Source organism: Rossellomorea oryzaecorticis (assembly GCF_045897515.1).
Lineage (GTDB): Bacteria > Bacillota > Bacilli > Bacillales > Bacillaceae_B > Rossellomorea > Rossellomorea enclensis.
In genome coordinates this window covers 46033-65300 of record NZ_JBJOSA010000006.1, presented here as the reverse complement: position 1 = coordinate 65300, position 19268 = coordinate 46033, and the positions used below count along the sequence as shown (strand labels likewise).

Sequence of the window (19268 nt, the reverse complement as noted above, 5' to 3'; positions counted from 1 at the left end):
TCTACCCTTTCCTTTCCACAAGAGACATGATGCGGTCGACGACTTCATTGATCGATAAGGAGGTCGTGTCTATTTCAATGGCGTCCTCTGCTTTTTTCAATGGGGCAACTTCCCGCTCTGAATCAATTTTATCCCTCAATGCGATTTCTTCTTTCAATTTCTCTAAATCTGACGCATACCCTTTCGAGACATTTTCCTCGTGACGTCTTTGGGCTCTTTCCTCAACGCTCGCGAGCAGGAATATTTTCACTTCTGCGTCTGGGATGACATGAGTGCCGATATCCCTTCCATCCATTACCACGCCGCCCTCACTGGCAAGTTCCTGCTGTCTTTTAACCATTTCTTCTCTGACTTGCTGATGAACTGCTATATGCGAAACTGAATTTGTGACTTCTGATTGACGGATTTCTTCCGTTACATTTTCCCCGTCAAGAAATACAAGCTGACCTTTTTCAGAAGGTTCCAATTCAATTTTAGTCATTTTGAGCAGTTTAGTCAGTTCTGTCTGATCATGCACATCCACATTCGACTTTATTGCTTTATACGTCAGGGAACGGTACATGGCTCCCGTATCTATATAAAGATAAGATAGCTTTCCTGCTACAATTTTAGCGACGGTACTCTTCCCCGCAGCCGCAGGGCCGTCTATGGCAATCCGTAATTTCATAAAACATCCACCTACTTAAATTCCATATAATTTCTTCCCTATTCTATCATAAAATCGTGCAAACATAATAAGAACTTTCTCTTTTAAAGGGTTACAATTCTCTTAATAACAAAAAACAGCAGGCACTTTTCACCTGCTTCTGCTGTTTGATATGGTTTCCACTATTTCACTATATTCCATTTTCTCCACCCCTTCATAAAATACGATCTTATGAAGTTCCGGCAGTATATTAAGTTCGTGAAAAACAAATTGGATGGCCAGAAGTAAAATAAAATGTATGATAGCCAGCTTTATCAATATTCTTTCTATTGCCCTCATCAATTACACCCTTTTCTTAATCTGCACGTCATTCAAGATATTGAATCCTTTATGAGAAAGTATGTGTAAATGATGGAATTTTATTCAAGGAGACCTTTTTTTCTGAGTTCCAGCTGCTTTTCAAAACAAAATCTCATGATGACCTGCCTCTGGGTTTCTGACAAGTTCAAGAACTGTATACTTGCAATTTTTTTATTGTTCCGCTCCCATACACGGATAAGGCTTCCCATTATTTCGAGGTAGTGGCATTCCCCGGTTTGCATCGTCAAAACGATGATCATCGAGATGCGTGCACCCTGTTCAATTTCTATTCCGTTCATCCTGACCGCACAACCGCCTGCACTGATATCCTCTGTGACAGCAGGATGGTACTCATCACCGTAATAAAGGGAGATATCCGCATTGGTTTCGACGCGTACATATTGTCTCCTTTGTACTTTCACCAGTTTGTCCTCACCAGGATAGTGAATATGTACCATGGGGATTTTTGAAATTTTCCTGCCCAGGACTTCCGACTCGAACATTAGAACGGTCTGTTCATTGTAGACGAAACTTGCTTTAAGCTGGGTGCCATTCATCATGAATATGGTCTTTCCGGTTTTAGTATGTATAGGGTAATCAATGAAGATCCCGTCTTCTTCCGACTCGACCACCCTGCATCGGTACTTCTCGGGTGTATCGTTATGAATAGGTTCAAGCTGCAGTATTGTTCCGGCTTTGATCATTGCGCATTACTCTCACTTTCCCGCTACTGATATGATGTACCTATATTATGTCACGTAAAATACTTCCTTTCCATACTTTTTTTGTAATTTAGGCAATCGTGAATCCGCATGGGTTGATTGCCATTAATAAGACGGTACCCTATTTAAGGATACCGCCCATTCATTTTATACAACTTCTTCATAAATCGGTTCTGCATTTTTGAGCTTTTCCACTTTCTCTTCTTCGCCAGTGTCGGCATTGATGAAGATTCTGTAAGTGTCATTTCCGAGCATTCCAAGAAATTCATAGCACAGTACTTCTTCGTTCAAGTCGTTGATGATGACAGCCTGTCTTTCTTCCATGACTTTCAAGTTCGGGTTTGTCTTTGTTTTTGCTTCTTCCAGGGTGATACCGGGTTCTGGAATTTCACGGCTGTGATTGTTCCTCAGATATTCCTCAGCGGCAAACCCTACGATTTGTCCGTTATCTAGTGCTACTTTCACTTTGATTGCATCAGGGTAAATCCTCACACCATCAAGGAGAGTCACATAGGTGAATACGCCCAGTTTGTCGTATTGGACACTTTCGAACAGCTCCAACTTTTCGAACTTGTTTTCTTTAAGGAATTTAGTTGCCTGTTCAGAAGCTTTATTCAAACTGATCTTCGCCTCTTTTACTTCACGGTTATTGATATACCAGATGGGATACCCCCCTTTTTGTGTTATATCCATACTCGCGTCTGTCTTTCCATTCCCAATGGAGACACTATAAAATTTGAACTCCGATCCCTTGCCGCTGCTTGCAACTTTAGCTTCCTTTGATTTATCGATTCCGGAATACTTCCTTAAAATTGCCTCCGCTTCTTTCTTAGAAATTTCTTCGCCTTTTAGCTTTCTGAAATTCTCATCTCTTTTTTGACTGTTTACAAATGTAGTGGATCCAAAGCTTGCTTCATCATATCCCGATACATTCTTCTCCACCGTCTTAAAGCCGTCAATGATCGTGTTATCGGCTTTTTCCTTGCCAGAAGCAAGTGCCATCTCTACATCCATCCATCGTAGATTATTCTTGATGACAAGATGCTGCACCCTCCTTAATTCCTTCTGGATGTCGGCACTTTGTTTGTAAAGGTTCTCTAATGAAGCGTATTCCTTATCTGTCAACGGTTTATCATCCAGGTCCCTCACCGCCACACGGTAACTGAAATCTCCTATTTTGCTCAAAAATTCTTCGGTTTTATTAAATGGCAGTAAGGTTAATGGTAATTGACCCACATCACTATGCGCCTGGGATGTAAGACGCCAGACATCTGCAAGGGCAGGTGACAGCGATTTTCTGGAATTCATGGCAAGAGTTGTTCCTATCTTATCGTGCAGCAGATCAACCTGATAAGTAAGTTCATGAAATGCACGCTGATAGTTGTTTTCTGAGTTGATCAGGATTGCATTTTTTTCCTGATGCTCCTGGTACCCCCAAAAGGCCGTTCCAGCGACGCCGATGACGAGTATAGCTATTAAAATAGTGCGTATCAATATCCTTCACCTCGTTATTTACAGAATATATGTTTCCCTATCTGCTTGATTTGCGGTCTCGACCAGATCCAATCACTCGTTGCGGTAACAGGGTTAAAATAATACAGTGCATTTGAAGATGGATCCCATCCGTTAATGGCATCCAGAACTGCTTCCTTCGCTTTTTCATTAGGAGTCAGGTAGATCTGTCCGTCAGCAACGGCAGTGAAAGCACCTGGCTCAAAGATCACACCTGCTGCTGTATTCGGAAATGATGGACTGTCGATGCGATTTAAAATGACCGCTGCTACAGCCACCTGTCCTTCATATGGCTCCCCGCGGGCTTCGCCATAGACGGCATTCGCCAAGATCTGGATATCATTTTGAGAATATCCATTCGGTGTGTTTGCAGCCGTCGGTTTGGATGGAGTCTGCTTCTGGGGCTGTGAAGTCTTTCCGCCACCTCCTGCACCTTTCTGCTTGCTCATATCCGTGCCGCCGTAGTGACTGAATTTATTCCCTTTGTTTATCTGCTGTTTTACGAATTGCTCGTTATACTTTGATGCTTTCACTAATTTTGCTTTCGTTTCAGCACCGGCTAACCCATCGATTGGAAGGCCGAATTCATATTGGAAATTCCTTAATGCCCAATAAGTGCCCCAGCCAAAAACTCCATCGATTTTACCATTGTAGTAGCCAATATACTGAAGCCTGGATTGAAGCTCAATTACATCATCACCCGTAGCTCCATGCTGAATGACTTGATTTGTAAAAGCGTCCGCTTTCTCCCCTTCAGATGAAATCATTAAAAGAGAACAGACAAGCACCATGACGACAGTTGTACATAACCATTTGATGCGGCTATTCATCATTCATTAACCTCCATATCTTCAATTAACATTAACCCTAGTTTTTGTAGAGCCATCCATTTTATACAAGATGAAAATAAAAAATCCCCTTTCTTGAAAAGACAATGTAATGTTCCGGCAAAAGGGATGTAAACAGCCTGAGTTATAATAAATGGAAGGACCATTCGAGTCTTTTATAAAGGGGGAGGCAATTATGGAAGATTATTTAGCCAAATCACTGGATGAATGGAAAGAAGACATTTCGGAAGTACTGGACCAAATCAATACGGATTACGATGAGGTGAAAAAAGAATTAAAGGTCTATTCCTATAAATACGGAATCACCAAACAGGTCATCCAGTCCACTGTGAATGAAGAAATCATCGAGAATATCCGGGAAATGTATCACAAGCCATTCGAAGAAAAATACAGTGAACTCAAGGAATACATAAGAGAGCTTGATGAAAAAAGAAAAGTGTTTCAGATGTTCGTCAACAAAATTGATGAAGTGAAACGCAAAGAAGCACCAAAGACAGACCTTGCAGCGACTTACAAATAGATTCCGCCCAAAAAGAGGTTGTGACAGAACTGAAAAGCTACCATATAAAGACGTACATTATCAGTAGAAGTTCTTTTTACCGTTAATGATTTTCGTGCAAGACTTCGCTTTCCACATGAGTCTTCGCCCTGCACTCCAATCATTCACTTGAAAGGGCTAAACTCTAAATGCACTTTAAACAATAAAAACCCGAACTAATTTGCCCTATCTATCGCAAATTAGTTCGGGTTTTACTTAGACTAAAACACTTTTAAAGAATTTCTTTCTTCAACTCTGAATGAGAGTATTTTTTGGCAGTCAGGCGGTGTGCATGTTTGACTTTCTTCAGTCCAAGCCACCAAAGGAACAACATGAATGGAATCATATAATAAATCCAGTTCTTCTCAGACAAAAAGATATAATTATATGTCCCGTGCAATGCAAGCGGGACCATCACCGAGATCACCAGCCATTTCTGCCGGTTGTCCTTTATTGAAAACTTGGCCTTGCCGAGATAATAACCCATCAATACACCGAAGAGAGCATGGCTGGAGACTGGCATGAGCGCTCTTCCGAATGCGTATTCAACCCCGTTTGCCAACAGGAATAATATGTTTTCAACTGTTGCAAACCCAAGTGAAACACTTGCTCCATATATGATCCCGTCATACGGGTCATTAAAATGAACATGTTGAAAAATGGCGACCATGAGGATGAACCATTTAAAAAATTCTTCCAGCAGTCCAGAAGAAATATAGGCATTCAGCCAGTTTGAATCGACAAACCCTTCCACTTTTAATACATACTGTAGAAACATGATTGGAAAAGTAATCAAGACACCGTATATGAATGTTTTAAAGACTAGCGCAACCGGTTCAGCTTCATACTCATCGCGTAAATAAAAATAACTCAGAAGAGCAAGGCCCGGTGCTATTCCCGCTGATAAAACCACCAGCATAGTAAAAGTCCTCTTTTCTTTCAGTTTTCTTAATCGTATCATGTTAAAGTAGGAAAGAAAATAACAAAATCCAAGGAGGAAAGATGCATGAAAAGAAATGTGCTTGTCATACATACGGGTGGAACCATCTCCATGATGGAAGATAAAGATACGGGGTCCGTTATCCCGGGCAGGGAAAATCCATTGTCTGTCCAAACCTCAATGGTGGCAAATTTAGCTGACGTCCGCGTAATCGAAGCCTTCCATCTTCCTTCTCCGCATATCACAACGGAACATATGCATGAAATAAAACGTTTGATAGAAGCAGAATATAAAAATCAGGAATTCGACGGTGTCGTGATTACACACGGGACGGACACTCTTGAGGAAACGGCTTATTTTCTTGATTTGACCATTTCCCTTCCCGTGTCGATCGTGGTGACCGGAGCCATGAGATCAAGTAATGAAATCGGTGCAGATGGTCTTTATAATCTTATTTCATCCGTCCGGGTGGCAGCCGATCCCCTATCAAAAAATAAAGGTGTCCTGGTTGTATTGAATGATGAAATCCATTCGGCGAAGAATGTGACGAAAACACACACAAGCAACGTCTCGACCTTTCAAAGCCCTCAATATGGTCCGATCGGGATCGTAACTAAGAGAGGCATCTTATTTCACCATCAGCCGACCTCTTCCGAAAGCTATAAAGTATGTGACATCACAAAAAAAGTTACCCTAATCAAAGCTTACGCAGGTATGGATTCAAGTCTTCTTGGTGCAATAAAGGACCTCAAGTTCGACGGTGTGGTCATCGAGGCCCTCGGACAGGGTAATCTCCCACCGGAAGCTGTCCCCGGTATCATTGAGCTTTTGAACAGCCGTATCCCTGTAGTCCTTGTTTCAAGGTGCTTCAACGGCATCGCCCAGGATGTATATGGATATGAGGGCGGGGGAAAGCAATTAAAAGAAAAAGGGGTCATATTCTCTAACGGCCTGAACGGTCAAAAAGCACGGATAAAGCTGATGGTTGCTTTGTCTCAAACAGATGACTTTCAAGAAATGGAGCGTATTTTCAAGAACTAATAAACAAAAGAGGCGGACAAAATCCTGCTAACACCGTCTAAAGACGAACATTTTATAGCATGCTTAAACACCGCTAATGATTTCCGTGCAAGACTTCGCTTCTCGCAGGAGTCTTCGTCTTTCACTCCAATCAACCGCTGGAAAGCACTATTACTTAACTCAACATGTAAACTAAAAACCCGATTGAATTTGCCAGTTAGAAAGCAAATTCATTCGGGTTTTCCTTAGGCTATATCACTTATGTCCCAGCCTCTTATTATTTCTGTTTCTCTATTATGGATTGTGCAATCAGACCGCCGTGGTGCCGGCCGTTTTCTATAAATATTTCGTTCGCATTATTACCTGCCGCAATCACTCCGGCTATATATACACCTTCTACATTTGTTTCCATTGTATCAGGATCGAATGCCGGACGGCCGCTCTCCCGGTCGATGGATATACCCATCTTGGTAAGAAAGCTGTGATCCGGGTGATATCCGGTCATGGCAAAGACGAAATCATTCTTGATCTCTTTCTTTTCCCCTTTCACCGTATAGAGGACTGCATCATCCGTGATTTCTTCCAGATGTGCATTGAATTCCATTTTGACTTCCCCATTCCTCACAAGTGCATCGAAGTTTGGAAGGATCCATGGTTTAACACTTTTTGAGTATTCGCTTCCCCGGTAAAGCACCGTCACTCTTGACCCTGCTTTGTTCAACTCCAAGGCTGCATCCACCGCTGAATTTTTTCCGCCTATCACGACAGTGTCGGTGTCAAAAAAAGGATGAGCTTCTTTGAAATAATGAAAGACTTTTTCCTTATCTTCACCCGGGATCCCCATATAATTCGGGTTGTCATAATAACCTGTGGCGATGATGACGTATTTTGCCCGGTACGTTTCTTTGGAGGTGCTGATGATGAAGCCGCCGTCTTTCTTCTCGACTTTGTTGACTAATTCAAAACGATTGATTCTTACATCTTTCCTTTTTGCCACTTCGCGATAATAAACAAGTGCTTGATTACGCCGGGGTTTATGCTCTTCGATGACGAAAGGCACATCGCCGATCTCAAGCTTTTCACTAGAAGAAAAGAAAGTCTGATGCGTAGGGTAGTTATATATTGCGTTTACGATGTTTCCTTTTTCAATGATAAGGGGGTCGATTCCTTGTTGTTTAAGGTGTATCGCCGTTGATAAACCGCATGGTCCTCCGCCGACGATGATACATTCTTCGTTTCTCAACTTCAGGCACTCCTTGCTAAATATCTTTGTCTGTTCATTACCGCTGTTGATTTCCGTGGAAGACTACGATTTCCGCGGGTAGCCCGTGAGCCTCCCGCATTGAAGAGATATAACTTATAACTGCCTGGCTGCAGGGCTTAGAGGCCCATGTCATAAGCCAAACCGACCAAGAAGGAAAAGAACGCCTTCGTCGCCGATTCGTCTTATGCCACCCGCCTCTGACCAAAAGCCCTTCCGCTTTTCTCATAGGAGTCTGCGTCTTCTACACCAATCAACAGCTGGGACTGTCAAACAAAATCATTCATTTATAAAATATAGTATTTGTTCTCAAATATAAAAAACATTCTCCATGAACATTATGGATTAATTTCAGTAATTGGTCAAAGCAACTGATTGGTTATCACAAAATAGAAATTTAAGATCAAAAAAAGAATGGGACGCCCCATCCTTTTTTGTAAGGTTATTAAAATCAAATCCATCCCCTGAAGCGGCAGGCTTCGGCCATTTTTCTTACGCCGACCATGTAGGCGGCCAGTCTCATGTCGACCCGTCTTGTCTGTGAGGTTTCGTAGACATTGTTGAATGAATGGACCAGTATCTTCTCCAGTTTTTCTTCCACTTCTTCTTCAGTCCAGTAATATCCCTGGTTGTTTTGAACCCACTCGAAGTACGATACTGTCACACCTCCTGATGAAGCAAGAACATCAGGTACAAGCAATATCCCTCTTTCAGTCAGGATTTTTGTTGCATCCAAAGTCGTCGGTCCGTTTGCTGCCTCGACGACGATGCTTGCACGGATTTTATGTGCATTATGTTCAGTAATTTGATTTTCAATCGCGGCTGGGACAAGGATGTCACAATCAAGTTCAAGTAATTCCTGATTTGTGATTGTGTTATTGAACAATTTGGTGACTGTACCAAAACTGTCCCTCCTATCCAACAGATAATCAATATCCAATCCTTCCTCATCATGCAGACCGCCGTATGCATCGGAGATTCCGATTATTTTGGCGCCTGCATCATGCATGAACTTTGCGAGGAAGCTGCCTGCATTACCGAATCCCTGGACCACGACCCGGGCCCCTTCCAGTTTGATCCCTTTTTTCTTGGCTGCTTCCCGGATACAGATCGTCACGCCTTTTGCAGTAGCCGTTTCCCTGCCATGCGATCCTCCAAGTACGAGGGGTTTTCCTGTAATGAACCCGGGTGAATTGTATTCATCGATCCTGCTGTATTCATCCATCATCCATGCCATGATCTGCGAATTTGTAAACACATCAGGTGCAGGAATGTCCTTGGACGGTCCTACAATCTGGCTGATTGCCCTGACGTAACCCCTGCTCAGCCGTTCAAGCTCCCTGAAGGACATGTCACGGGGATCACAAATGATTCCGCCTTTCCCGCCGCCATAGGGCAGGTCGACAATACCGCATTTCAGGCTCATCCAAATCGAAAGAGCTTTTACCTCCTTCTCAGTGACATTCGGATGGAAACGGATGCCGCCTTTGGTCGGACCTACTGCATCGTTGTGCTGTGCCCTGAAGCCGGTAAACACCTTAACCTTGCCATCGTCCATTCTTACAGGTATTTTAACTGTCAGCATTCGTACAGGTTCTTTTAGTAATTCATATACTTCCTCTGGATATCCTAATTTATCTAATGCGAGATGAATAACCGTTTGTGTGGATTTCAAAACATCGTTCTTTTCGGATGCTTGGTTATTTTCTTTCTCCTTCTCGGCTACCATGTATGTAAACCTCCCAGTTATATTCACTGTAGAGCAGACCCCAGTCCGCTTTCATGACATAGTATACACGTTTGATTTCTACTTGCAAAGATAGAAAAACAAAAATAAACTACTTTTTTGAAAACGCTGTCATTTTTTTGAGGGACGAATTATTTTCTACTATCCATTCCCTGTGTTTCTCTTTCAAAACAAATAAAAAACACTTTCAGGATCAAAACCTAAAAGTGATGAAAAAACGGTTACGTGAGGAAATATTTTGTCATTTTTTCCATCGCGTGTTTAAGGATGATTGGATGACCATATTCCTTTATCATATAAGCGGTTAGAGTTGACAAAGCTCCATATTCAAGGACAATCGTCTTTATCAGTAGATGCTGGCTCCGGGGGATATTCTCAAAAAGCAGATAATATTTACTTTCATAGTAAAAAAAGCTGATCTCCAGAGGGTGTTCCTGGAACTTGGATGTATGTCTCATCCTGTTCAGCACATCAATGGTTCCTTCAAGATCATTGAAATGAAACAATAAATCATTTTCGATGATGGGCTTCACCAATTCCATGCTCCCTTCAAAATCTGAATAATCTTCATCATCCAGTTCTAAAGTGAGAATCATGCAAATTTCCTCTTCATCGAAAGATTCTATTTCCACAGTGATTTCCATCTGGGCCTCTATGCCGAACTTACCCTGCACCTCATCCAGCATGTCTTCAAACAGATCATGCCACATTACTGAATCTTTCCATTGCTCCTGCTCAAACAAGCCTTTTTGCTCAAGCTCCTCTACACTTATGGAAAATTTAATTTTGTTATCGGAAATTCGCTCCAGTCTCATTTGCGTGCCCCCCAAGAGTGTGACGACTTACACCATACTATGTAGGGGGCACAAATCAGTGCATAAACACCGCTTTATAATTTACTTTTTAACCAGTCTTCCCATTCAGATTTGGACTGGCCTACTATATGGGATTTATATTTTTCTTTTAAATCCTTTGGCAGGTGATCAATTGCAAATCCGCCCATTCCAATCTCCAACCCTTCATGATCTTCATTCAGAGAAGAAACAAGTGATAATAAGCTGCTTACATTATCCAGCATGGTACATGAAAAGAACAGGAACTTTGGCTCCACTTCCTTCAAGACCACTTCGATATCATCTTCTTTGATGCTGGAACCAAGGTAAATGACTTCAAATCCTTTTCTTCTTACATAGAGAGTGAAAATCAGCAGTCCCAACTCATGCCATTCGCCTGGACCGCAAACCGCCACGACCTTGGGAAGAATCCCATTGTGCGGAAATGAATGCATGATGCTGCCAATACGCGAACGCAGAATCGAACTCGCGAAATGTTCGTGGGCAGTTGTGATCTCGTCCCTCTCCCACAGGTCGCCGATTTGAACAAGCAAACTTCCGAGAATATCAATCACTACTTTGTCGATCGTATAAATGGAGAAAGATTTATTTATGAGTTCATGTGCCTTTGATTCATCAAATCTGAGCAGGGCTTTAAGCAGTTCATCGGATATATTCTGACTTCTATCCTTATTCACGTTCTCGACTACTTCGTTTTCTTCGAGTTCCTGCTTATCCAATAAAGCGACTGCCTGGCTGATCGTAAACCCTTGTTTCACTTTTGAGACAAGCCATTTCAGGATATTCAGATGCTGCTCCGTATACAGTCTGTGGCCTGATTCATTTCTTACAGGGGCTATGATATTATACCTTCTTTCCCACGCCCTCAATGTACCCGGCTGAATTCCAAGTATTGTGGATACTGCTTTAATATTGTATTTACCGGTCGTATTTTGATCGTTCATAGAAATCCCCCACGGTCTTCTTTTACATATGTTCTTTTAGATTATAGTAGAGATTCCCTTCAGTGTAAAATTTGTATAGGCAATGAATAGGTTTTGTTCATTGCACTTTTCGTTTAATTGTGATCAGATGCGTTTCTGCAGGTGCCCCTAATCTAAGCGGAAGTGCTGTAGTGCCGTAGCCGTTGCTGACTAATAATGTGGTTTGGGGAAGTTCTTCTGTCCTGCCTTTTTTATATAAACCCCAGCCGAGGAGCCGGATTTGGCCGCCATGGGTATGCCCGCTTAACATAAGATTGATTCCATCTTCTTTTCTTACCTGTTTAACCAGACGGGGATCATGACTCAATAAGATATTGAACCCTGAGGGATCCGTTTTGGAAAGCGCATCGGGCAATAGCGCCCTCTGCGTACTTGCATCATCCACACCGACCAGATTGACGAAACCCCCTTCAGTTTGGAGTGTCTCTGAATCGTTCACGATTTCGTGAACCCCTTTCTTCTTGAACAGCTTTCGGAGTTCGTCACTATTCACTTCATAATCATTATTGCCCCAGATAAAATAAACAGACCCGATCTCCGCTAATTTATCCAAGTTTTCCTCCACTCTTGATAAAGGAACCGCCTTTTCCGTCAAGTCCCCTCCTATAACTGCAAAATCCGCTTTATTACGGACTTTATCAATCAGGTCCGAATCCAGTTTACGTTTATGTATGTCCGAGATAAAGAATAGGGTCATTTCCTTATCACCGGGAAAATCACGAAATGTAAAAGAATGAGTCTTTACTTCATTCCGGTGGGCTTCATAATACATAAAAAGGAGAAGTATTGCTCCTCCCATTAATAAAATACTTATTATTTCAAGCATGATGGCCTCCTTGCCTGCGCAAATCTAAAGAAATAATACCATAAAAAACCGCTAAGAAGGAAAAAATCAGAGTTTCCCAAATACCAAACAGCGAGAGACCATAGATCATGCATGCATGGACAGGTACAATCAACAGTTCTTTATGTAAATTCCCCTTGGACATCCGGATTAAAAATAGGCATTCAGCCTTTACCAGGGTCCCCTGTACAATAAAGCCAAGAATGCACATGATGGATGATGCAAAAAATTCAACCGGATGCAGGACAAGTTCAATGACCACTCCCGAAGCCTCATTTGATTCAATTTCCGGAAACCATTTAATGAATAAATATCCTAATATAAATGAACCTATCAGCCTGTAAATATAATGCATAATAAAATCCCTCCCATAAATCTTATGAGAAGGATTTTGATTCATACAGTGAATGATTGAAATTTATTATGCCTTATTCTTCTTCCTTAATGTGAAGGATTCTGAAACCTGATTTCTCCAGTTTATTGATGAATTTATCGATGTTATCTTTCTTTTCGATCTTCAGGACGATGCGCCTAAGCAGTTTATCTGTCGCATCGAATGTGACAAGGGAAATGACCGATTCTGAATATTGCTGGATAATATCCCCGAGTCGTGCGATCCTTCCTTCTGTCTCAACGGATGTGAAAGCAATCCTCACTCCCTTCCTTTCCATCCCGAATGCACTTTTGAATTGATCAAGTACATCATAGCGGGTTATGAGGCCCAGGAAGTTCCTGTTTTCGTCAATGACAGATAAGATGGGAAAGTCCTGCAATTCAACTAATGTATCTTCGAACACATTGCTTTCAACCAGGAATTTATCCTGATGGATGGCGATATCGGCCGTCCTTGTTTCTTTCAGGAACTTCTCTCTTTCCATACCTGACAAAAAGAAATTCTGATAAATATTGTAACGGGTCACAACACCAGCATACTGTTCTCCCGATAATACTGGAAGTCCGTCTATCTTGTGATGCTCCATTACTTCAAGCGTTTTTCCGATTGAGTCATTTTCATTGACGACATAGCATTTATGCTTTGGAATCATGGCACTTTTTACGAACAATTGAACCACCTCTTTATTTATTTCCTACGCTTAAATTATTCAACATTTTTTACTGAAATCCCTTCTTTCAGGAGGCTATTAATTTTTCTAACATGTTCTTTAAGACTCATTCATATATTGTTACGAAGGAATTTCTAAACAGGAGGGATACTTGTGCATGATTTTTATAGAAGCTGGCACCCTTATGTCAGCCCTTTTGACCCATGTAAACCGATTACGACCAAGGTTTACTCGACCCCCCCGAACCTTTTCCTGGGGTTTCAGCCTCCTAATCTGGAACAATATGCACCAAAGGAGGCACTGAGGAAAGGGACGTTATGGAAAGTGTTTTATGACCCTTACTACAGCCCCTATGAAAAAATGAAGGGAGATTAAAGCCATGAAACAGCTTCCTGCACATTATTATGAAATCATGGAGGAGTTACAAGCCGTTGACTTCGTAATAGTTGATTTGACACTTTACCTTGATACCCACCCAGATGATCATGATGCGATTTCTCAATACAATATGTACGTAAAAACAAGAAAACAAATTAAAAAGAAGTTTGAAAAAGAGTTCGGCCCGCTGACCAGTTTTGGATACAGTTATTCAAATTACCCATGGGACTGGAAAGAGGCACCGTGGCCATGGCAGGTTTAATCTTAAGCAAGGGAGGAATCCATTCATATGTGGACATATGAAAAGAAGCTGCAATACCCCGTCAGGGTAAGTACATGCAATCCGACACTAGCAAAATATCTTGTGGAACAATATGGGGGTGCAGATGGAGAGCTGGCAGCTGCACTGCGGTATCTGAATCAGCGGTATACGATTCCAGATAAAGTAATCGGATTGCTCACAGATATTGGAACGGAAGAATTTGCACATCTGGAAATGATTGCAACCATGATTTATAAATTGACCAAGGATGCTACACCTGAAATGATGAAGGCAGCCGGACTTGATGCCCATTATGCCAGTCATGACAGTGCACTTTTTTATCATAATGCATCAGGGGTCCCTTGGACGGCATCTTATATCCAGGCCAAAGGAGATCCGATCGCAGATATTTATGAAGATATTGCAGCGGAGGAAAAAGCCAGGGCAACCTATCAGTGGATCATCAATTTAAGTGACGACCCTGATTTGAATGACGGGCTCAGGTATCTTCGCGAACGAGAGATCATTCACTCGCAGCGATTCAGGGAAGCTGCTGAAATACTTAAAGATGAACAAGGTAAAAAGAGATTCTTCTGATATGCATGAACCTCTTAGCGTTTGGCAGGCCAGCCTGTCGAACGCTTTTATTCATACAGCTCCTGCAGCCTGCCCCGCTATTATTACTTACTCCCATGATAGAGATTGATATCGAATTGGCTTTTCATCTTATCGAAGACCTCGTGCCTCTTTTTCCAGGCATCTTCTTTCCAGAGGTCCTTGCTCCTGTCTATGATTTCCTTGCGCAAATCCTGATACTCCTTTTCTTTTTTCTCTTTCAGCTGATGAAGGACTTTGACCGCTCCGAATAGCCCCCCTATAAATACCGTCAGATATAAATGGACCGATTGTGATACATAGACTGAAAACATTGCGCCAAAAGAGTATGAGTAAGGACCAAGCACAGACTTGGCTAAATAATACAGAAAGCAAAATGCTGTAAAAACGGAAAGCCACAAGATAGATACATGCATTTTTTTCGCGCGGTCAAACTTTTGTTTTCTTTCGATCAGATTCTGCAGCATCTGTTTCGTAGCTTGATCCGTCCAATCTTCAAAACCCCTGATTGAGTCATGCATATCACATCCCTCCCTTCTATCATTCTATGAACTTGTCCACTTGTATAGAATCGTACTTTATTAAAATCCCTATTTTCAGGCAATAAAAAAACCCGCTTTTTAGCGGGGCAGTATTCACCGGGAAAGAGGTATTTTCAAGACCTGTCCCGATTGAATTTCATTTGTCGTGAGATTATTAGCGCTTTTAATAATCTCTATTCCATCCTGGGAATGATAGTATTTCATCGCGATGCGAAAAATTGTTTCACTTGGCTGTACAGTGTGATAGATGACCTTTGTATTTGTTTCCTGTACCGGTGGTTCCGGGTTGGACTCTGGTGCAGATTCTGAAGTTTCGGCTTTTGCAGGCTCCTCCACTTCTGCGGCTTTTGCAGCAGGAAGTTTTTTCCCGCTTTTCGATTCTTCTTCTCCTGCGTTATCATTCTGCTTCTTTTTGGCTGATGCAGCCGTCTCTTCTTGTTCAGACTGTTCACTGTCGGGGTTTTCTTCAGCAGCGGCCGCCTTCTCCCCATCGTCACCGCCGCCTTCGTATTGGACTTCCTGTACTTCGTTCTTTTCTTCGGAAAAGACCGTCAAAGGCTCATTCCGGTTATCAAAATATGAATATATGCTGAAAACTGTTAAAGGCATTAATATAAAAAATAAAAGCAATAGGCTGATTAATGGATACTTCAGTTTTACTTTATTCTTTTTTTTCTTTTCTCGATGTAATTCACTTCTCGGTGGCAGGGGTTCCCTTTTTTTAGGAGCAGGTTCCTCTTGAACCCTTTCAATTTTCTGTTTTGATTTATCTGCTAGGTCACGAAATGGGTCTTTGCTCATGAGACATCCCTTCTTTTCTTGCTTTACTTGACTTAAAACGCATGTAAATCCCTAATAAAAAGTCAATGATAAAGTGCATCATAATGGTGACCAATAAATTCCCGGTCACTTCATAAATCATGCCGATCCAAAAACTTAAAACAACAATATTCATGATAAGGAACCAATGAGCCCAATAGCGAAAGTGAATGACAGCGAAAATGATACTGGAAAGTATAAGTCCCAGGTGAAATTGTATGATCCCCCGGAAGAGGATTTCCTCACTGACCGCAATGACGAATGCCAGGAGGGCAATTTCACCTATATTCCGTTCTGAGAATATCCTTTCATTCACCCCTCCATCATCATAAAACTTAGGAGGAAGGTACTTCATCAATACGAGATCCAACATGACGACAATCAATCCGAAAGATAATCCTACAGTCCAGATGGATGATGTCAAACGGAACTGACTTCCAAAAGTGGACCAATCTTCAAATAACAATATACCTAAAAAGAGGGCAATCGTTAATAGTACAATTTGAGTAAAAAACAAATGAAACGTTAATTGTTTTTTTGTGAGCTCCTTGATGATATCGCCTTGTTTCTTCATCCACATCACTTATCCTATTAAAATTTTTTCCAGTCTCTGCTCCCAATCCATCTCCTGGATTTCCTGCACTTCTTCTCCTGTGTCATATGTATGGAGGTCTTTCACGTCAAAACCACAGTTATCACAGCAATCTTCAGGTTTATTCTTCATTTTCTCATCAAAATACCGCAGGATGCCTTCCCTCCTGCAGGAATCATTATGAAGCCATTTTACCATTGAGATCAGTTTTTCTTTCTTATATATCAGCCGTTCATCCCGCAGCTGCTTAATATTGTGGATCTGCCGGTTCATCTCAGATACTGAATGATCATGAACATAATGGTCCAAAAATCTGAATTGACTTTCAGAGAGCTGTAAGGACGAAGCTAATTCATCGGACGATTTTGATTGATACAGCGTGACAAACCCTTCAATTTGATGATCAAAAGGAAGCTCCCCCTCCATCAAATGCAATGGAAGCGAAAGATCTTGTTCTGTGAAAAGTACGATTGCTGCACTCTCTTTCCCGTCCCTTCCTGCTCTTCCGATTTCCTGCAAGTAAGCTTCAAGGCTGGAAGAAAAGTGAAAATGAATGACAAAACGAATATTTTCCTTATTTACACCCATACCAAAAGCTGAGGTTGCACATATTATACGCAGTTTATTTGTTAAAAACTGCTGCTGAATTAATATGCGCTCTTCCTGCTCCATGCCCCCATGGTAATGGGTGACATTTTCAAATCCCTTCTCCCTTAGGAGAACAGCCATTTCCTCTGCAAGCCTCCTGCTCGAAAAATAGATGACACCTGGACCTGTTAAGGAAGCTGCATAATCAATAAGCCTGCTTACCTTTTCTTGATGGGTATCGACCTTCTCAACCGTCAAAGCAATATTTTGACGGTCTACGGAATAAACGATTTCTGCAGGTTCCTTGAAGATCAGGACGTTTTTAATATCCTCTCTTACTTCTTTCGTAGCAGTCGCGGTCAAGGCTAGGGCAGGCGGGTTTCCCAATCCCCTCCTTATTTCTCCAAGCTGTAAATAATGCGGCCGGAAATCCGGTCCCCATTGTGATATGCAGTGGGCCTCATCAATGACAAATAAGGACACGGTCAAGGTCTCTACAGCTTTCCTGATATCAGGGTTACTGAGCATTTCAGGGGATATGAAAATAAATTTATATGTGTGCAGCCTTTCGATAGCCCGCTTCTTTTCAGGAAAAGATAAGAAGGAATTGAGAGCAATGACATTTTTTTCCCCTTTAACTTGCATTTGCTCCACCTGATCCTGCATCAAAGAAAGGAGAGGGGAAACGATGATGACCTGTCCTTCAAGCAGATATCCAGGCAGCTGGAAGCAAAGGGATTTACCCGTTCCGGTGGGAAGCATCGCCAATGTATCCGAACCGTTGAGAACAGATTCGATCACTTCTTTCTGTCCACGCCTAAAATCATGATAACCAAATCTCTCCTTAAGCTCTTGCAGGAGATCCATTTTTACCACCCGCCTTTGCAATAGCGATCCTTATTTGAAAATAGGTCAAATGAGGCAGCCTGTCCTTTATCGGCTTCAGTCTCCTCGTACCCAGTTCCTTCATGACCGAAGCTGCCTTCTTTAATTCAGCAGCTGGGATAAAGCAGTCTGTATCTAAATGATTATGTGTTAAGATAATCTCGATTAAATGATCTTCTACTGTATTCACTTTCAGCTTTCTGATTCGTGAAATGTCTTCAATCGAATACCCTTGACTATACAAATCGTAAGTCTTTGCAGTCGAAAGCGTCAAGTTCCTCTGCTTACTGCTTACGGTACTGAGATAAGATAAAATGATGTACTTGTCTTTGTGCTGATCTATTTTTGAAAGTAATCCATGAAGCAGATTAAGAAATCTGAACCGGTATTCTTCCCCGGTCAGGTTCATTTTTTCCGCCGTCTGCACCTCCGTCAAACCATAATCCTGGAAGCCGGTCAATCTGTAAACCAGGATGGAAGGATCTTCTTCTTGGTCTAGATCATTTAATATATCATGGAGTTCCTTGAATAACCCAGCCGCAAGTCTTTCCCTGTCAGCAACCCCCTTGAGGAACCTCTTGATCCAGTCCTGGACATTCCTGCTCCGCTGAACTGGATAATATGACAACTCTTTATGGTTCATATTTGAGAGGACCTGAACCAATAAATTCAACCTTCTCCAAAATACAATACTCCTGTCCCCATAGACGAGCCCATTCATATTGGAGGGAAAGAAAGCTGCCGGCTGATTTAATGCCGCTTCCCCTTTTTCAGTCAGAACGGCTTTTGATTCTTCACTAAGTAGAATGAATTGGTGCTCTTCCAACCCCGTCACTTTTTCATCAAAATAATCCCTGGACAGATTGGGGAGCGACAGAAAAAATGGCTGTAATTGAAATAAATGTGAATCCTGTATGGACTGGGACGACTTTTTACCTTTTAAAATATGAAAGGCCGAGTATATAGATCGTTCACCATTTAACTGCCTGAAGCAATATAATAATATTAATTGAAAATAAGTCATGGGATTTCTCCTCTGGAATTGCAGGTTATTGTCAAATATTGTACCATGAATTTCATGTCTTCTGATGTTTTGTTTTATGCAGTTAGGATAAATATAATAAATAACGGACCTAACTATTGAAATGTTCTACTTTCCTCTATAAAATATAAATTAGGTTATTTTTCTAACTCATTTTATGTATAATGAATGATTGAATATATAGAATTTTTTTCAGGAGGTTTTAT

At 41.6% G+C, this 19268-nt stretch carries 23 protein-coding genes; 5 read left to right on the top strand and 18 right to left on the bottom strand.

The features are described 5' to 3' along the window. Nucleotide 1: 1 nt before the first annotated feature. From cmk to sleB, 5 genes are all read right to left on the bottom strand, one after another. The gene (cmk, locus tag ACKA06_RS09180) at nucleotides 2-667 is read right to left on the bottom strand and encodes a (d)CMP kinase (protein WP_032087870.1); all 666 of its coding nucleotides are present in this window, start codon (nucleotides 665-667) and stop codon (nucleotides 2-4) included. Between the two features lie 129 nt (nucleotides 668-796). Beyond that, on the bottom strand, nucleotides 797-985 hold the full coding sequence (locus ACKA06_RS09175; protein ID WP_032087869.1) for a YpfB family protein: 189 nt from the start codon (nucleotides 983-985) through the stop codon (nucleotides 797-799). A gap of 80 nt (nucleotides 986-1065) precedes the next feature. After that, complete coding sequence (locus tag ACKA06_RS09170; RefSeq protein ID WP_058297648.1) at nucleotides 1066-1710, bottom strand: flagellar brake protein; 645 nt, start codon at nucleotides 1708-1710, stop codon at nucleotides 1066-1068. A 165-nt stretch (nucleotides 1711-1875) separates the two neighbouring features. Continuing rightward, a complete protein-coding gene (gene ypeB / locus ACKA06_RS09165) occupies nucleotides 1876-3222 on the bottom strand; it encodes a germination protein YpeB (protein WP_058297649.1) in 1347 nt (448 codons plus the stop codon). A gap of 14 nt (nucleotides 3223-3236) precedes the next feature. Beyond that, complete coding sequence (gene sleB, locus ACKA06_RS09160; RefSeq protein WP_231938015.1) at nucleotides 3237-4031, bottom strand: spore cortex-lytic enzyme; 795 nt, start codon at nucleotides 4029-4031, stop codon at nucleotides 3237-3239. 232 nt (nucleotides 4032-4263) lie between these two features. Between sleB and ACKA06_RS09155 the strand changes: the two genes are divergently transcribed. Continuing rightward, a complete protein-coding gene (locus ACKA06_RS09155) occupies nucleotides 4264-4608 on the top strand; it encodes a hypothetical protein (RefSeq protein WP_032087866.1) in 345 nt (114 codons plus the stop codon). Nucleotides 4609-4858: 250 nt separating this feature from the next. On the opposite strand, the gene prsW is transcribed toward ACKA06_RS09155, so the two are convergent. Continuing rightward, entirely contained in the window at nucleotides 4859-5545 is a 687-nt protein-coding gene (gene prsW, locus ACKA06_RS09150) for a glutamic-type intramembrane protease PrsW (protein WP_411159468.1), read from the bottom strand. 87 nt (nucleotides 5546-5632) lie between these two features. Here prsW and ACKA06_RS09145 point away from each other — a divergent pair, with 87 nt between their 5' ends. Then, nucleotides 5633-6607, top strand: a complete 975-nt coding sequence (locus ACKA06_RS09145; RefSeq protein WP_032087864.1) for an asparaginase — start codon at nucleotides 5633-5635, stop codon at nucleotides 6605-6607. Between the two features lie 256 nt (nucleotides 6608-6863). Here the strand turns inward: ACKA06_RS09145 and ACKA06_RS09140 are convergent, their stop codons facing one another. The 7 genes from ACKA06_RS09140 to ACKA06_RS09110 form a co-directional block, all read right to left on the bottom strand. Then, the gene (locus ACKA06_RS09140; protein ID WP_032087863.1) at nucleotides 6864-7829 is read right to left on the bottom strand and encodes a YpdA family putative bacillithiol disulfide reductase; all 966 of its coding nucleotides are present in this window, start codon (nucleotides 7827-7829) and stop codon (nucleotides 6864-6866) included. 469 nt (nucleotides 7830-8298) lie between these two features. Continuing rightward, complete coding sequence (locus ACKA06_RS09135; RefSeq protein WP_032087862.1) at nucleotides 8299-9576, bottom strand: Glu/Leu/Phe/Val family dehydrogenase; 1278 nt, start codon at nucleotides 9574-9576, stop codon at nucleotides 8299-8301. A 239-nt stretch (nucleotides 9577-9815) separates the two neighbouring features. Then, nucleotides 9816-10409 carry an adaptor protein MecA gene (locus tag ACKA06_RS09130; RefSeq protein WP_411159467.1) on the bottom strand — a complete coding sequence of 198 codons (594 nt, stop codon included), beginning with the start codon at nucleotides 10407-10409 and terminating at the stop codon, nucleotides 9816-9818. Nucleotides 10410-10483: 74 nt separating this feature from the next. Then, complete coding sequence (locus ACKA06_RS09125) at nucleotides 10484-11392, bottom strand: MerR family transcriptional regulator (protein ID WP_032087860.1); 909 nt, start codon at nucleotides 11390-11392, stop codon at nucleotides 10484-10486. A gap of 97 nt (nucleotides 11393-11489) precedes the next feature. After that, on the bottom strand, nucleotides 11490-12257 hold the full coding sequence (locus ACKA06_RS09120) for a metallophosphoesterase (RefSeq protein WP_214871808.1): 768 nt from the start codon (nucleotides 12255-12257) through the stop codon (nucleotides 11490-11492). Further along, complete coding sequence (locus tag ACKA06_RS09115) at nucleotides 12250-12630, bottom strand: hypothetical protein (RefSeq protein WP_064564058.1); 381 nt, start codon at nucleotides 12628-12630, stop codon at nucleotides 12250-12252. The genes ACKA06_RS09120 and ACKA06_RS09115 overlap by 8 nt, the downstream gene beginning before the upstream one ends. 73 nt (nucleotides 12631-12703) lie before the next feature. After that, nucleotides 12704-13339 carry a CBS domain-containing protein gene (locus ACKA06_RS09110; RefSeq protein WP_032087857.1) on the bottom strand — a complete coding sequence of 212 codons (636 nt, stop codon included), beginning with the start codon at nucleotides 13337-13339 and terminating at the stop codon, nucleotides 12704-12706. A gap of 153 nt (nucleotides 13340-13492) precedes the next feature. On the opposite strand from ACKA06_RS09110, the gene ACKA06_RS09105 reads away from it, so the two are divergent. Genes ACKA06_RS09105 through ACKA06_RS09095 form a run of 3 tightly spaced genes read left to right on the top strand, consistent with a single transcriptional unit; the run spans nucleotide 13493 to nucleotide 14576 of the window. After that, the gene (locus tag ACKA06_RS09105; RefSeq protein ID WP_032087856.1) at nucleotides 13493-13714 is read left to right on the top strand and encodes a spore coat associated protein CotJA; all 222 of its coding nucleotides are present in this window, start codon (nucleotides 13493-13495) and stop codon (nucleotides 13712-13714) included. 4 nt (nucleotides 13715-13718) lie between these two features. Beyond that, complete coding sequence (locus ACKA06_RS09100; RefSeq protein ID WP_058297656.1) at nucleotides 13719-13979, top strand: spore coat protein CotJB; 261 nt, start codon at nucleotides 13719-13721, stop codon at nucleotides 13977-13979. A 27-nt stretch (nucleotides 13980-14006) separates the two neighbouring features. Next, nucleotides 14007-14576, top strand: coding sequence for a manganese catalase family protein (locus ACKA06_RS09095; protein ID WP_032087854.1), 570 nt, complete (start codon nucleotides 14007-14009; stop codon nucleotides 14574-14576). An 83-nt stretch (nucleotides 14577-14659) separates the two neighbouring features. Here the strand turns inward: ACKA06_RS09095 and ACKA06_RS09090 are convergent, their stop codons facing one another. The 5 genes from ACKA06_RS09090 to ACKA06_RS09070 all read right to left on the bottom strand — a co-directional run bounded on the left by ACKA06_RS09090 (nucleotide 14660) and on the right by ACKA06_RS09070 (nucleotide 19044). Next, nucleotides 14660-15115, bottom strand: coding sequence for a YpbF family protein (locus tag ACKA06_RS09090; RefSeq protein ID WP_058297657.1), 456 nt, complete (start codon nucleotides 15113-15115; stop codon nucleotides 14660-14662). Nucleotides 15116-15229: 114 nt separating this feature from the next. Then, entirely contained in the window at nucleotides 15230-15937 is a 708-nt protein-coding gene (locus ACKA06_RS09085) for a LysM peptidoglycan-binding domain-containing protein (protein ID WP_411159466.1), read from the bottom strand. Continuing rightward, nucleotides 15915-16529, bottom strand: coding sequence for a CPBP family intramembrane glutamic endopeptidase (locus tag ACKA06_RS09080; protein ID WP_411159465.1), 615 nt, complete (start codon nucleotides 16527-16529; stop codon nucleotides 15915-15917). Before ACKA06_RS09080 ends, ACKA06_RS09085 begins: the two co-directional genes overlap by 23 nt. Before the next feature lie 9 nt (nucleotides 16530-16538). Beyond that, a complete protein-coding gene (locus ACKA06_RS09075) occupies nucleotides 16539-18002 on the bottom strand; it encodes a RecQ family ATP-dependent DNA helicase (protein ID WP_411159464.1) in 1464 nt (487 codons plus the stop codon). Further along, nucleotides 17980-19044 (bottom strand): helix-turn-helix domain-containing protein, encoded by a 1065-nt coding sequence (locus tag ACKA06_RS09070; protein WP_032087849.1) that lies wholly within the window; start codon nucleotides 19042-19044, stop codon nucleotides 17980-17982. Before ACKA06_RS09070 ends, ACKA06_RS09075 begins: the two co-directional genes overlap by 23 nt. Nucleotides 19045-19268 lie beyond the last annotated feature (224 nt).

Bases quoted from the DNA above. Each gene is read 5' to 3' on its own strand.
- ACKA06_RS09090 (WP_058297657.1), bottom strand. From the start codon at position 15,115: ATGCATGACTCAATCAGGGGTTTTGAAGATTGGACGGATCAAGCTACG.
- prsW (WP_411159468.1), bottom strand. From the start codon at position 5,545: ATGCTGGTGGTTTTATCAGCGGGAATAGCACCGGGCCTTGCTCTTCTG.
- ACKA06_RS09095 (WP_032087854.1), top strand. From the start codon at position 14,007: ATGTGGACATATGAAAAGAAGCTGCAATACCCCGTCAGGGTAAGTACA.
- cmk (WP_032087870.1), bottom strand. From the start codon at position 667: ATGAAATTACGGATTGCCATAGACGGCCCTGCGGCTGCGGGGAAGAGT.
- ACKA06_RS09075 (WP_411159464.1), bottom strand. From the start codon at position 18,002: ATGGATCTCCTGCAAGAGCTTAAGGAGAGATTTGGTTATCATGATTTT.
- ACKA06_RS09125 (WP_032087860.1), bottom strand. From the start codon at position 11,392: ATGAACGATCAAAATACGACCGGTAAATACAATATTAAAGCAGTATCC.
- ACKA06_RS09080 (WP_411159465.1), bottom strand. From the start codon at position 16,529: ATGAAGAAACAAGGCGATATCATCAAGGAGCTCACAAAAAAACAATTA.
- ACKA06_RS09170 (WP_058297648.1), bottom strand. From the start codon at position 1,710: ATGATCAAAGCCGGAACAATACTGCAGCTTGAACCTATTCATAACGAT.
- ACKA06_RS09175 (WP_032087869.1), bottom strand. From the start codon at position 985: ATGAGGGCAATAGAAAGAATATTGATAAAGCTGGCTATCATACATTTT.
- ACKA06_RS09070 (WP_032087849.1), bottom strand. From the start codon at position 19,044: ATGACTTATTTTCAATTAATATTATTATATTGCTTCAGGCAGTTAAAT.
- ACKA06_RS09130 (WP_411159467.1), bottom strand. From the start codon at position 10,409: ATGAGACTGGAGCGAATTTCCGATAACAAAATTAAATTTTCCATAAGT.
- ACKA06_RS09100 (WP_058297656.1), top strand. From the start codon at position 13,719: ATGAAACAGCTTCCTGCACATTATTATGAAATCATGGAGGAGTTACAA.
- ACKA06_RS09145 (WP_032087864.1), top strand. From the start codon at position 5,633: ATGAAAAGAAATGTGCTTGTCATACATACGGGTGGAACCATCTCCATG.
- ACKA06_RS09120 (WP_214871808.1), bottom strand. From the start codon at position 12,257: ATGCTTGAAATAATAAGTATTTTATTAATGGGAGGAGCAATACTTCTC.
- ACKA06_RS09085 (WP_411159466.1), bottom strand. From the start codon at position 15,937: ATGAGCAAAGACCCATTTCGTGACCTAGCAGATAAATCAAAACAGAAA.
- ACKA06_RS09115 (WP_064564058.1), bottom strand. From the start codon at position 12,630: ATGCATTATATTTACAGGCTGATAGGTTCATTTATATTAGGATATTTA.
- sleB (WP_231938015.1), bottom strand. From the start codon at position 4,031: ATGGTGCTTGTCTGTTCTCTTTTAATGATTTCATCTGAAGGGGAGAAA.
- ACKA06_RS09155 (WP_032087866.1), top strand. From the start codon at position 4,264: ATGGAAGATTATTTAGCCAAATCACTGGATGAATGGAAAGAAGACATT.
- ACKA06_RS09135 (WP_032087862.1), bottom strand. From the start codon at position 9,576: ATGGTAGCCGAGAAGGAGAAAGAAAATAACCAAGCATCCGAAAAGAAC.